Source organism: Niallia sp. FSL W8-0951 (genome assembly GCF_038006525.1).
GTDB classification, from domain to species: Bacteria; Bacillota; Bacilli; order Bacillales; family Cytobacillaceae; genus Niallia; species Niallia circulans.
In genome coordinates this window covers 715,985-730,111 of sequence record NZ_JBBOVK010000001.1, presented here as the reverse complement: position 1 = coordinate 730,111, position 14,127 = coordinate 715,985, and the positions used below count along the sequence as shown (strand labels likewise).

The following is a 14,127-nucleotide window of genomic DNA, read 5'->3' as shown; positions in this document are numbered from 1 at the left end:
TACAGCCTAAATACCTCGATTCCCTGCTGCACTTTTGTTACTATATTTAGGCTGCTTGCTTTTTTATTTATTTAGCTGTTTGGTATAAAGTTCATCAAGAATTGCATAATAATATGTCTCAATAGTAAACAACTACCTTTTTAAACAGTCAGCGGCTTCTCCAATCACCAGCTATAAGTAAGCGCTCTTACTTTTTGGCAAACATTAATTCGAATTATCTTTTTCTACCTTAGCAGATATTTCTTTTTCCATATCTTCTAATGCTTTATCTGTTTCTGTTTTGGAGAATACGACATCCCCAGCTTTAGAATCTAATAATTCTGAAACATAACCATTGTATTTATAGTCAAAGATTTTTAATGTTGCTTGTTGTTCAGGTGTTGCCAAGAAGAATGATTGTGGCATTGCTTTATATTCCTCATTTTCTAAAAGCGCAAGCGTTGCTGGATTTTGTCCCGATTTTGCCCATTCCATTGAATTATCACGAACCCAGTCTAAAAACTTCACAACAGCTTTTTCTTTTTCCTCCGTACGTGAGTCATCTTTCAGCATGACAAATTGGTGAGAAGAAGACCAGTTGACCGCTTTCGATAAATCATCTGATAATTGAGGCGCATTAGTTAATCCCCAATTTACCTTTGATTCTTTAATTTGGTTTTGCATCCAAATTCCTTCAGGAAGAAAAACAACTTTTCCAGTTAAGAACATTTGAGTTGGATCTTCTCCATCCTTTGTTGTATAACCTGCCTTTACATAATCTCTCCATAGATTAAAAGTATCTTTCGCTGCTTGGTTTACTAAAGTTGGTTGAATGCCATCTTCTGTTAACTCACCACCATTTTGTGCATACAAGGACAAGAAATTAGGCTTTAGCCATGTTACCCCTAATGCTCTGATTTTATCTTTTTGGGCTTTCTCGCCAACTTGTTTAATTTCATCAAATGTAACGATATTGTCATCCAATGCTGTCGGCAAATACTTATCAACTAAATCTTTGTTGTAGTAAAGTCCGAAAGTATGAATATCTAACGGGATACTATAACGCTCTGAATCTAGTTCTCCAATCTTCCAAGCTTCTGCTACATAGTTATCTGCTTTAATTTCCGGAAAATCAGCAAGCAAGTCATTATAAGAAGTTAACATATCATTATCTTTAAACTGTTTAATTCGTTCTGCATGGACAATCGTTAAATCAGGAATATTCTTTTTAGAGTTTACGATTGTTGGGATTTTCGTATACATATCTCCTTCTTTTAAAGAGACGTTTTTGATTTTGTATTCAGGATTCGTTTTATTATATTCATTTACCATCGCCTGCATATTTTTCCCATCTGGACCAGTGAACGGATTCCAAAACGTAATTTCATTTTTGGCACTGCTACTTGCTTCCGAATCTCCACAGCCTGCTAAAATACCGATTGAGAGTCCAATCACACCAACATACTTCCAAAGCTTGCTCTTTGCCCCCACATTAATTCCTCCTTTTATTTAACTTATTACTTAACGAAATTCTTTAACCAAAAAGTTAAAGTTATTACTAATATTCTTATTACACTATTAATTTAACAACATAAGAAAGCGTTGTCAATCTTATTCAAACAATATTTTTAGTGTTTTCTATTGAAGTTAAACACTGTGGATGATAAAATAAACAGACAAGCTACTTTTTAACCATAAAGTTAAAGGAGATTGCTATGCAAATACAAATTTCAAAGGATTATTTTCACATTTATCAAGCACTTGCTAGTGAAACAAGAATAGAGATCATAGAAATTCTCGCAAAAAACAACATGAATATATCTGATTTAGCAAAACAATTAGGCATAAGCGCCGCCATCGTTACCCGTCATATTCAAAAACTAGAAGAAGCAGGAATTGTTAAATCGGAAAGAATCCCTGGAAAATCAGGACTGCAGAAAATTGTTTATTTAGCGATAGACAATATTGAAATTCATTTTCCAAGAAAAATATTTAAAGAATATCAACTCCACGAAACTGATTTAAAAATTGGTCATTATACAGATTTTTCTGTAAAGCCTACTTGCGGGATTGCAACAGAAAAAGAAATAATCGGAAAAGCGGATGATCCGAAATATTTTATGGACAGCCAAAGAGTGGACGCCCAGCTATTGTGGTTGTCTCAGGGGTTTGTAGAATATAAAATCCCTAACTTACTTGGACCAAATGAAATTCCAGAAATGGTAGAAATCAGTTTGGAGCTTGCTTCTGAATTCCCACTTTCCAATAATGTTTGGCCGAGCGACATAACATTTTATTTAAATAATGTTAAGCTTGGCACATACACGGTTCCTGGTAATTTTTCTGATGTGAGAGGACGGTATACACCGAAATGGTGGAATGATAAATTCAGTCAGTACGGTTTGCTAAAAACAATCAGGGTGAATAAAATTGATACAGGCATTGATGGCGAACCCTTTTCCAGCGTAACGATTAATGAATTACAGCTCGAGAGCTCTTCTTTCCTCACTCTAAGAATTGCAGTTGAAGAGGAATCCGAAAGAGTTGGTGGGTTGACTTTATTCGGGGAACATTTTGGAAATCATAAGCAAAATATACAGATTGGCATTTATTATTTGGAGAAAGAAAATAATTAACGAAATAAAAACATGGGTAAGGTCATCGCCGGAGACCTTACCCATGTTTTTTATTACTATGGTCTTTATAGTTTTAATCTGAACAAACTGTTCGAATAGGCAAACAGAATATTACATCAATATAAACGGATTAACATCAATCGAAATCTGCAGGCCGTTTGTGCTTATTTCTGTTTGGTAATGATCTAAAATTGATTTTAAAACTTCTTCCAAGTTTGGTTCTTGTTTATACTTTATTAGGCATTGATAGCGATATTTATTTTTTATTCTTGCGATTGGTGATGCGACTGGTCCTAAAATAACTGTTTGCGGTGATAATCTATTTCGGACAATCTGGGTGATTTTTTCCGCAACCCCGACTACTTTCATTAGCTCTTCATGACTAATTGTAATCATCGTAAGAAAATAGTAAGGAGGATAAGCATGTTGTCTGCGAATCATCATCTCTGTTTCATAAAAACGGTCATAATCCTGTTCGCTCGCAAGCTCAATACTATAATGCTCAGGAGTATAGGTTTGAAAAATAACTTCTCCTTGTAATTCATGTCTGCCTGCTCTGCCGCTTACTTGTGTCAGTAATTGAAAGGTCTTCTCCGATGAGCGGAAATCTGGCAAATGAAGCATTGTATCAGCTGACAGTACACCAACTAGCGTAATTCTTGGAAAATCTAGTCCTTTGGCAATCATTTGTGTTCCCAATAAAATATCTGCTTCTCCCTCTTGAAATTTTTGCAGCAGCTTTTCGTGGGCTCCTTTTCGACTAGTTGTATCGACATCCATGCGAATAACCCTTGCTTCTGGGAGGATTTTTGTCAGCTCTTCCTCTACTTTTTGCGTCCCTGTTCCAAAATATCGAATATGCTCACTGCTGCATTCTGGACAAGTAGTAGGGGTATACGTTTCATATCCACAATAGTGACACTTCATCTGATTTTGAAAGCGGTGATAGGTCAAGCTAATATCACAATTTGGACATTTCACGACATAACCGCAATCACGGCACATGACGAAGGAGGAATGTCCCCGTTTATTTAAAAACAATACGGTTTGTTCTTTTTTTTCTAGGCGATCTTTCAGTTTTTCCAGCAATACTTCGGAAAACATAGAGCGATTGCCATTTCTCAATTCTTCTCGCATATCAATAATTTCCACTTTCGGGAGTGCTTGATTATTCATGCGATTAGGAAGAGACAATAAAGTATATACACCTTTTTGGGCTCTTGCAAAGCTTTCTAAAGATGGCGTGGCACTACCCAAAATAATCGGACATCCATGCTTTTTCCCTCTCTCGATCGCGACATCTTTAGCATGATAGCGAGGATTCTCCTCTTGCTTATATGTCATTTCATGCTCTTCATCAATAATGATAAGCCCGAGATTTGTAAATGGCGCAAAGATAGCAGATCTCGCTCCAACTACCACCTTTACTTCATTTCTTTGGATTTTCCGCCACTCATCATATTTTTCTCCCACCGATAACCCACTATGGAGAACGGCAACCTGATCGCCAAAGCGGCCTTTAAAGCGATTGACCATCTGTGGTGTCAGCGCTATTTCCGGAACAAGGACAATTGCTTCTTCTCCCTTTGCCAACACTTTATCAATGGATTGTAAATATACCTCTGTTTTCCCACTACCGGTTACACCATACAACAGAAAAACATCATGCTGATTTTGTTCTACCGCCTGATGAATCGGCGCCACCACTTTCGCCTGATCATCGGTTAAAGGCAAGGCAAATGTTCTTTCAAACTCCCGCTCTTGATAAGGATCGCGGTATACTTCTTTTTCCATTTCTGCAAGAAGCCCTTTTTCGACTAGTCCTTTTATTACAGCTGTTGAAATACTCAATTTCGTAAGTAGTTGCTTTTGTTCGATTGGGTCTGGATGCTCACTAAAATAAACCAATAATTCTTTTTGTTTTTTAGCGTTTTTATTCAGCGATTCTTCATAATGAAGTAATTCTTCCCTATTTAGAAGAGGATAAATATGCTTTACCTTCTTCTTCTTGCCTCTTGATTGTACCTCATAGGAAACCTCGATTGTTCCTTTCTTCACTTCCTTTTGTAAGGAAGAAAGAGATACATTCTTTAACGCTTCCTCCCAAACCACTTCTTCCGTTTTAGTAAAAAGAGCGGCTACCCCTTCAGCCATCTTCTCTTCTTCCCTAGATACCTTTTTTACTTTACGCTCATATTTAGCTTTTAAAGCCGGTGGTAACATCGCTTGAAAAGCAGAAATCTTATAACAGAGCGTAGAATGAGACAACCAGTCAGCAAGAGATAAAAGTTCTTTATTTAAAACGGGCACTAAGTCCATCGGTTCTATAATTTTTTTTAATGATTTAAAGCTTGAGGATTCTTCTATGCTTTCCACAAAGCCTTGTACCTTTCTAGGACCAAATGGAACAATTACGCGCATCCCTGGTTGAATAACGTCTTCTAATTCTTTCGGAATTAGATAATCAAAGGGTCTGTCCGTTTGTTTTGCCGGTACATCGACAATTACTTTGGCTACCGTCATTTTTGAACAGCTTCCTTCATCTGCATTGCTTGTTCCAATATTTTTTCCGCTACCTCATCCTTAGAAAGAAGCGGTAATTCGATTGAAGTTCCATCTCTCTTATACATAGTCACAAGATTTGTATCGGTTCCAAAGCCAGAATCTTGTCTATTTACATTATTAGCCACAATCATATCTGCATTTTTCCGTTTTAATTTATCCATTGCATATTCAGCCATATTTTGTGTTTCCGCTGCAAAGCCAATGAGAATCTGCTGTTCTTTTCTTTTTCCAAGTTCGGATAAAATATCTTGGGTCCGCGTGAATTCAATTGTTTCTGGACCACTTTGCTTTTTCACTTTGTGGTCATAAACAATCGTAGGCTTATAGTCACTTACCGCAGCTGTTTTAATAATAATGTCAGCCTCTTCTCTGTATGTCATTACAGCGTTATACATCTCTTCCGCACTTTCCACTGAAATAACCTGAGCACCTTTTGGTGGAGTTAGATTTGTAGGTCCAGATATTAAAATAACATCTGCCCCATAGGCCATAGCTTTTTTGGCAATACTATATCCCATTTTTCCAGAAGAGTGGTTGGAAATAAAACGAACAGGATCAATTTTTTCGCGCGTTGGTCCAGCAGTCACGAGTACGGTTGTTCCAGTTAGGATCTTGTCCTTGTTATTATTGGAAAAATAATCCTCCATATGCTGAACAATCATTTCCGGTTCTTCCAATCTTCCTTTGCCTACATAGCCGCATGCTAAATAACCTTCGCCTGGGTTAATAAAGCGATAACCATAGTCATGAAGCGTGTTAATATTTTTAATAACGGCAGGATGATCATACATATGTACATTCATCGCTGGCGCAATCCAAACATCGCTTGTTGCTGCAAGTAAGGTTGTTGTAATCATATTATCCGCAATACCGTTTGCAATCTTTCCAATTACATTAGCCGTTGCTGGGGCTACTAAAATTAAATCAGCCCAATCAGCCAAATCAATATGTGCAATCACTTTTGGATCTTTTTCATCAAAGGTGTCTGTATATACTTCGTTTTTAGAGAGGGCTTTAAAGGTTAATGGATTCACAAATTCCATTGCTGATTCCGACATAATAACCTTTACATCTGCTCCCTTTTGCGTTAATTTACTAGTTAAAGCACATACCTTATATACCGCAATGCCCCCTGTTACACACAGAAGAATCTTCTTGCCATTCAACATCATGTGCCTCCTTCCTTTCATTCTATTCTAAAGTTTATGATATAGTAATCGTATTATCAGCCAGATAAACCCTCTGCGACCGGATTAATTGAACCATTTGTAGCTGTCAGACAATATGAATCTTTTTTGTTCGTTAAGAGTGAGATATATTGTTTGTTTATGAATAAGTTCTAATGAATTGGCGAAGCAAGTTGCTAATAAAAAATGCGAGCAATCCTAAGCAGAAATTCTCCCACTTTGTTAGAATTAATATCCTTAAACTTCAGCCATATGTAAGATTTGTATTTTTTTTATTATTGTTAGCATATAATTAAATAATCATTATGTCCATGAAAAAAGACTTAGTAAATGGAATCATTCCTTTTACTTAAGCCTTTTATTTCGTACTATATGATAAAAATTTAATTATTCCTCGCTTGCACCATTGGGTGTATTTACACGATAAGTTAATTGATCTTTGTTGATTTCTTCTAATGCTTTCCCTACATTTTTATGAGAAACATATTTTGCTAATTGTGGTTTCGCATTAGTTTGTAGTTTTCTTGCTCTTTTTGCAGCAACAGATACTAATGAATATTTTGAATCGATTTTTGTCATTAATTTATCAATAGATGGATATAACATAGATTAATTGGCCTCCAGCATTTTTTTGTATTTTGGTTCTACTCTTTCTCTGCGACAATGCTCCGCAACAATGATTGCTTTTATTTTTTCACAAGCATTCTCTACTGTATCATTTTCTACGACATAATCATATAAGTGCATCATTTCTATTTCTTCTCTTGCCACATTCATGCGGTTGTTAATAATCTCTTCTGACTCGGTACCTCTTGTCACAATACGATTTTTCAACTCTGATAAACTTGGCGGACTCAAGAAAATAAATAATCCATCTGGAAACTTTTCGCGAACCTGCTTCGCGCCCTCTACTTCAATTTCCAAAAAGACGTCTTTGCCTTTTAATGTCGTTTCTCTAACGTAATCAACAGGTGTACCATAGTAGTTTCCAACAAACTCTGCATATTCTAGTAACTTTCCTTGTTCAATTAAATCCTCAAATTCTTCTCTTGATTTAAAGAAATAATCTACTCCATCTACCTCACCAGCACGCGGTGATCTTGTGGTCATGGAAATAGAATATTCAAAGGATGTATTTTTTTGTGAGAAGATTTCCTTTCTCACTGTTCCTTTCCCTACACCAGAAGGTCCAGACAAAACGATTAAAAGTCCCTTTTCTACCAAATTTTTCTCCTACCCTTCCTCTATGATCTCATCACGATCGTTTAAACGGTGTGCAACTGTTTCTGGTTGAACTGCTGAAAGAACAACATGGTCACTGTCCATCACAATAACAGCTCTCGTTCTTCGACCATATGTTGCATCTATTAAGGATCCTCTATCCCTAGCATCTTGGATAATACGTTTAATGGGAGCAGATTCTGGACTGACAATAGAGATAATTCTATTTGCAGAAACTATATTTCCAAAACCAATATTGATTAATTTTATGGACATTCGTCTTCTCCAATCTTATTATTTTTAGTTTTAACTAGGAAGATTTATTCTAAACCCTTTTATTCAATATTTTGAATTTGCTCTTTCATTTTTTCTAAACAGCTTTTCATTTCCACCACATTTGCTCCAATATCTGCTGAATTAGCTTTGGATCCAATGGTGTTAACCTCTCTGTTCATTTCTTGAAGTAAGAAATCGAGCTTTCTTCCAATCGGGTTACTTTCTTCCATGATTTGGTAAAACTGTCTAATATGACTATGTAATCTAACCAATTCCTCATTAATATCTGCTTTATCTGCAAAAATCGCCACTTCTGTAATAAGGCGTGCTTCATCAATCGGTTCCGTTAAATAGCTTTCTATTCTTGTCTTGAGCTTTTCACGGTATTGTGCAATCACTTCTGGTGCCAACGACTGTAACTTCGCAACTAGCTTTTCTATCTGCTTAAGATTGCTTTCTAAGTCTTTGGATAATTCCACTCCTTCAATAGTGCGCATCTTATTTAACTGGACAACCGCTTCTTCCATTGTAATAAGCAACACTTCTGATAGTTCTTCCATATCAAGCTCTCGTTCTACTATCTGAAAACACTCTTCTTGATTTAATAAATCACGAAGCGAGATGGACTCTTTGATAGAATATTTGTCTTTTAATTGGTGAAGCAATTGATAGTATTGATCAAGCAATGGCCAATCCACTATAATTTCTTGACCTTTTTTGTCTTCATCCTCTAATGTTACAAATACTTCGATTCTACCTCTATGTATATAGTTTGAAATAATTTTCTTTATTTGATCTTCCAAATATAGAAATTGCTTGGGCATCCGAATAATCTGATCGCTAAACCTGTGATTGACCGATTTTATTTCGATATGAAGTGTTGCATGGTGATATTGTTTTGTTGCTCTTCCAAATCCAGTCATACTTTTCATTATACTGACACATCCGTTTTCTAAAAAATGTGCGAATTAATGTTTGCTTGTGCTTTTTCCACAAAGTTTAATCGCTGCTAACCTCCAGCAAGAGTGCACTTCACTTTCCGCAGGCTTACGCTTATGCCTCTTCAGCTTTGCCTCAAGGATCTGACAATCCCCTGCCGTCTTCGTGTATTCACGCTGCTTTATTATTCGATCATTTCTCATTATACATTATATGGTTACTAACCTTTTAGAAATCAGCATTAAAAACAGCATCAAATAAATAAAAGGTAATAGAGTGGTCTCTACTACCTTTTGGATTATAACATATTTTATTTTGATTTACTTAATAAAAATGATCCTGCGAGTAAAAAAGTTGGTACAGAGGCGAATCCGATGATCATTGGCCAATCTTTCATTGCTATTGGCAGTGTATGGAAGATTTCTTGCAAGCCTGGCACGTAAATAACAGCAAGCGCCAATACTAAGGAAGAAATCACAGCCCAGACTAGATACATATTGCCAAACGGATTTCTTGAAAGAATGGATTTTTCACTGCGGCAGTCAAATACATGAATTAACTGGGCAAGTACTAATGTTATAAAAGCAACCGTTTGGGCATATTCAAGATTTTCTGGATTATTGTTATAGGCAAACATAAAAGCTAAAATAGTCGAAATACCGATAAGGAACCCGCGAGAAATAACCTTCCATCCAAGCCCTCTAGAAAATACACCTTCATTCGGACTGCGTGGTCCTCTTTTCATAACATTATCTTCCGGTCTATCTAAGCCTAAGGCCATCGCTGGTAATCCGTCTGTTACTAAATTCACCCATAAAATTTGAATAGGAACAAGCGGCAAAGGAAGTGCTAACAGCATCGCAAATAACATCACCAGTATTTCCCCAACATTTGAGGCAAGTAAATAACGGATGAATTTACGAATGTTTTCATAAATATTTCTTCCTTCTACAATAGCAGATTTTATACTCGCAAAATTATCATCCATTAATACTAAAGAAGATGCTTCCTTCGCAACATCCGTCCCTGTGATTCCCATCGCAATGCCGATGTCTGCTTTCTTTATCGCTGGAGCGTCATTTACTCCGTCACCAGTCATCGCAACTACATGCCCTCTATTTTGAAATGCTTGAACAATCTTCAATTTATGCTCTGGGGAAACTCGTGCAAAGACAGCAACATCTTCTACGATATCCTCTAATTCTTTTAAACTTAAATCTGAAAGCTCTTTCCCTTCCATTACTTTAGAGCGATTATTGGCAATGCCTAGCTGTTTCGCAATAGCATTTGCAGTAATAACATGGTCTCCTGTAATCATTACTGTTTTAATACCAGCTTCTTTACATTCTTTTACAGCTTGTTTTACTTCTGGTCTTGGCGGATCAATAATTCCTTGCAGACCAATGAAAATCAAGTCCTTTTCTGCTTCTCCTTCATGCATAATAAGAGTGTTTGGTGAAATTTCCTTATAGCCAATTGCAATGGTACGAAGCGCCTGGGAAGCTAAGCCATTGATCGCTTCTTGAACTACTTGCTTTTCATTATTTCCTAAAGCTTGTGAACGATTTTCAAAAAGAATTGATTTACTCTGACCAATTAAGACATCGGGTGCACCTTTAGTAACAACAAATTGACGTCCAGTTGGATCTTTTACCACAACACTCATCATTTTTCTTGTAGAATCAAAAGGGAATTCATTGACAATCGCAAATTGATTTAATAATTGAGCACGCGTGAATCCTGCTTTCATCCCTGCAACTAAAATTGCTCCTTCCGTCGGATCCCCATTTAAAACATAATCGCCATCTTTTTGCAGAATCTCGGCGTGATTACAAAGCATTCCAAAGGTTAAAAGCTGTTGTAATGCCTTATCCTTTGCTGGATTTATTAATTGTTCGCCTACATAGTATTGTCCTTGCGGCTCATATCCAGTTCCATCTACCGTATATGTTTTTCCGCCGATCCAAGTTTTTGTTACTGTCATTTTATTTTGCGTTAATGTTCCGGTTTTATCAGAACAAATGACTGAAGCACAGCCAAGAGTTTCGACAGCAGGCAGCTTTCTGACAATGGCATTTTTGCGAATCATTTTCTGAACACCAAGAGATAGAGCAATGGTTACAATCGCTGGCAAGCCTTCTGGAATCGCGGCTACCGCTAATGATACACCTGCTAGTACCATTGTATATAAATCATTCCCTTGAAGAACCCCAATCACCACAACTAATACGGTTAATAGTAATGCTGTGACAATGAGAATTTTCCCTAGCTGCTCTAAACGTCTTTGCAGCGGGGTGGTAACCGAATCTGCATTTTGCAGCAAATCAGCAATTTGCCCCATTGCTGTTTTCATCCCTGTCCCAATAACAACCCCGACACCACTTCCACGGGATACCATCGTTCCCATAAAGCCCATATTTTCCATATCACCAAGTGCTAGATTGTTATTTTTGATTGCAGATACTGTTTTAGGAACTGGCACAGATTCTCCGGTTAAAGCAGATTCCTCCACTTCCAGGCTTCTTGATTCAATAATTCTGACATCTGCTCCAATTCGATCCCCGCTCGCGAATTTTATGACATCTCCAGGAACTAACTCTTTCGATAATAGACTAATCCATTCTCCATTCCGTAGTGCCTGAACATGAGGCTGTGATAATTCTTTTAAAGCAGATAAAGATTTTTCTGCTCTTATCTCTTGAAAAAATCCAAGAAAACTATTGAGAATGATGATTGCAATTATCGCAATTGCATCAATATATTCGCCTAATAAACCTGAAATAAGCGTGGCAGCTAAAAGAACGAGTACCATAAAATCCTTAAATTGACTGAAGAAAATAAGCAGGAGTGATTGCTTTTCTCCTTCCTCTAATTCATTGTATCCAAAGTTCTTTCGTCGCTTTTCCGCTTCTTCATCTGATAACCCAGCCGAAAAATCAGTATTCAATGTTTGTTCTACTTCTTTTTCGTTCATTTCATGATAGTTCATCCGGCCATCTCACTTCCCCCTTTTTCATTCACCGTTCGCTATAGTAGCAGCGAAGAAATTCGTAGCTGTTTTGAACAAAAGTTAGCAACTTACTAACATACATAGTTGTCCCAACACCACTCTAAGAGAATCATATTCAAGCTTGGCCGAAAAAATGCTAAGGATAGAGATTTAATTCCTATTTACTATGAGAAAAAATACCATATGCCTAGATCTCATCTATTTTTTACAAATTAAAATTTTGCGAAGGCTGCCTCCACTTCTCGTTATTCTTGCATCTATAGCAAAATCACAAGCATTTTCAACCCAAATCCTTGTATTTCTTCCTCAATAAAGATAGAGTAAAGAGGGAAATTATTATAAATGAGGTCGTTAGTTATGTCATTTGATGGTTTATTTACACGCGCAATGTCTCTTGAATTAAAAGAGCTTTTACTAGGAGGCCGAATTAATAAAGTTCAACAGCCTTTTACCAATGAAATTATTTTATCCATTCGAGCTAATGGAAAAAATCAAAAATTGCTATTATCGGCTCATCCTAGCTATGCCCGCATTCAAATTACGGAAGAAAATTATGAAAATCCTAAAGAACCACCAATGTTCTGCATGCTTCTCCGCAAGCATTTAGAAGGTTATTTTATAGAAGATATTTATCAAATAGACAATGAACGGATCATTGTTTTAGAAATTAGGGGAAGAAATGAAATTGGCGATACTTCCTATAAAAAACTGATGATCGAGATAATGGGTAGACACAGCAATATCATTTTGGTTGACCGCGATAAAAATACCATTCTAGATAGCATTAAACATATTTCGTATGCTGTTAATAGTCATAGAGCTATTCTTCCCGGTTATGAGTATTTAGCTCCGCCAAAACAAGAAAAACAAGATCCTTATACAGCATCAGAGGAAGATGTACTGCGGGCTATTGATTTTAATAGCGGCAAACTGGACAAACAGCTTGTCCAGCAGTTTGCTGGATTATCTCCACTAATTGCTAAAGAAATGGTCTATCTGGCTGGTCTTGCAAACCGTGAAACTTTACCAAAAGCATTTCTTATGGTAATGGAGCCAATAAAAAAAGGCAATTATGCTCCTTCTATCATGGATACTCCAGAGAAAGAATATTTTTACTGCCTATCAATGGAGCATGTCAAAGGAAACGTGAAGTCCTTTCCTACATTAAGTAAAATGCTTGATCGCTATTATTTCGGAAAAGCAGAACGAGATCGAGTGAAACAGCAAAGCAATGATTTAGAACGATTTATTGTAAATGAACGAGATAAAAACAAAAAGAAAATAAAAAAACTAGAACGTTCTTTATCGGAAGCTGAAAATGCGGAACAATATCAATTACTTGGTGAACTTTTGACTGCAAACCTTTATGCGGTTAAAAAGGGCATGTCAGAAGTAGAAGTAATCAATTATTATGATGAAGATAGTAAAACCGTTAAGATTCCGCTTAGCCCAAGACTGTCTCCTTCTGAAAATGCGCAAAAATATTTCACAAGATATCAAAAAGCGAAAAATTCGATTGATATTATCAAGGAACAAATTAAACTAGCAGAACAAGAATATGAATACTTTGAAACACTATACCAGCAAATTCTTGCTGCCTCTCCAAAAGATATTCAGGAAATTCGGGAAGAGTTAGTGGAAGAAGGTTACCTTAGAGAAAGACAGAAAAAGCAAAATAAGAAACAGCAAAATGTAAAGCCTGTCTTAGACTACTATGTTTCGTCCGAGGGTACAGAAATTATCGTCGGAAAGAATAATAAACAAAATGATTATTTAACAAACAAAGTAGCAGCTAGAGATGAAATTTGGCTGCATACAAAGGATATTCCTGGATCCCATGTTGTTATTCGCAGCAAAGAGCCTTCCGAGGAAACAATCATGCAAGCAGCAAAGTTAGCAGCTTATTTTAGCAAAGCACGCCAATCTAGTTCTGTTCCCGTTGACTTCACATTAGTACGTCATGTGAAAAAGCCAAGTGGCGCAAAGCCTGGTTTTGTAATTTATGATAACCAGCAAACTGTTTATGTTACACCAGATGAAGAAACGGTTATTCGCTTGAAAAAAAGCTAAATAGTTTGAAACGAGAGGTCTTTAGCTGCCTCTCGTTTTTGTTTAATTATGCATGTGACTTTGGTTTTTTATGATGATAATAGCTTGAAGAGCTGATTTGTCTCCGATCCTTGGTCTTCCGTTTTCATCCTTCTTATGAACACCACTTCTCTTGCCCGCCGCACTAATTTCGGCGTTCACCCTTCTTATGAACGCAACTTTTCTTGCCTCCTGCTCCTATTTCGGCGTTCATCCCTCTTATGAA

Annotated in this window: 10 protein-coding genes; 2 read left to right on the top strand and 8 right to left on the bottom strand. The window is 36.7% G+C overall.

The window, feature by feature from the left end; all coding sequences use genetic code 11:
- Window positions 1–204: 204 nt before the first annotated feature.
- Window positions 205–1,470, bottom strand: a complete 1,266-nt coding sequence (locus NSS71_RS03250; protein ID WP_053215544.1) for an extracellular solute-binding protein — start codon at window positions 1,468–1,470, stop codon at window positions 205–207.
- A gap of 224 nt (window positions 1,471–1,694) precedes the next feature.
- Here NSS71_RS03250 and NSS71_RS03245 point away from each other — a divergent pair, with 224 nt between their 5' ends.
- A complete protein-coding gene (locus tag NSS71_RS03245; protein WP_047939948.1) occupies window positions 1,695–2,615 on the top strand; it encodes an ArsR/SmtB family transcription factor in 921 nt (306 codons plus the stop codon).
- A 111-nt stretch (window positions 2,616–2,726) separates the two neighbouring features.
- Here NSS71_RS03245 and priA read toward each other — a convergent pair whose 3' ends face one another.
- From priA to NSS71_RS03210, 7 genes are all read right to left on the bottom strand, one after another.
- Window positions 2,727–5,138 (bottom strand): primosomal protein N', encoded by a 2,412-nt coding sequence (priA, locus tag NSS71_RS03240; RefSeq protein WP_047939947.1) that lies wholly within the window; start codon window positions 5,136–5,138, stop codon window positions 2,727–2,729.
- Window positions 5,135–6,349 carry a bifunctional phosphopantothenoylcysteine decarboxylase/phosphopantothenate--cysteine ligase CoaBC gene (coaBC, locus tag NSS71_RS03235; protein ID WP_061796745.1) on the bottom strand — a complete coding sequence of 405 codons (1,215 nt, stop codon included), beginning with the start codon at window positions 6,347–6,349 and terminating at the stop codon, window positions 5,135–5,137. The genes priA and coaBC overlap by 4 nt, the downstream gene beginning before the upstream one ends.
- Window positions 6,350–6,754: 405 nt before the next feature.
- Window positions 6,755–6,973, bottom strand: a complete 219-nt coding sequence (gene rpoZ, locus NSS71_RS03230; RefSeq protein WP_047939945.1) for a DNA-directed RNA polymerase subunit omega — start codon at window positions 6,971–6,973, stop codon at window positions 6,755–6,757.
- A gap of 3 nt (window positions 6,974–6,976) precedes the next feature.
- A complete protein-coding gene (gene gmk / locus NSS71_RS03225) occupies window positions 6,977–7,591 on the bottom strand; it encodes a guanylate kinase (RefSeq protein WP_047939944.1) in 615 nt (204 codons plus the stop codon).
- Window positions 7,592–7,600: 9 nt separating this feature from the next.
- Entirely contained in the window at window positions 7,601–7,864 is a 264-nt protein-coding gene (gene remA, locus NSS71_RS03220; RefSeq protein ID WP_016201046.1) for an extracellular matrix/biofilm regulator RemA, read from the bottom strand.
- Between the two features lie 59 nt (window positions 7,865–7,923).
- On the bottom strand, window positions 7,924–8,796 hold the full coding sequence (locus tag NSS71_RS03215) for a YicC/YloC family endoribonuclease (RefSeq protein ID WP_047939943.1): 873 nt from the start codon (window positions 8,794–8,796) through the stop codon (window positions 7,924–7,926).
- A 317-nt stretch (window positions 8,797–9,113) separates the two neighbouring features.
- Window positions 9,114–11,792 (bottom strand): calcium-translocating P-type ATPase, SERCA-type, encoded by a 2,679-nt coding sequence (locus tag NSS71_RS03210; protein ID WP_047939942.1) that lies wholly within the window; start codon window positions 11,790–11,792, stop codon window positions 9,114–9,116.
- A gap of 378 nt (window positions 11,793–12,170) precedes the next feature.
- Here NSS71_RS03210 and NSS71_RS03205 point away from each other — a divergent pair, with 378 nt between their 5' ends.
- Window positions 12,171–13,883, top strand: a complete 1,713-nt coding sequence (locus NSS71_RS03205; RefSeq protein ID WP_061796747.1) for an Rqc2 family fibronectin-binding protein — start codon at window positions 12,171–12,173, stop codon at window positions 13,881–13,883.
- Window positions 13,884–14,127: the final 244 nt, after the last annotated feature.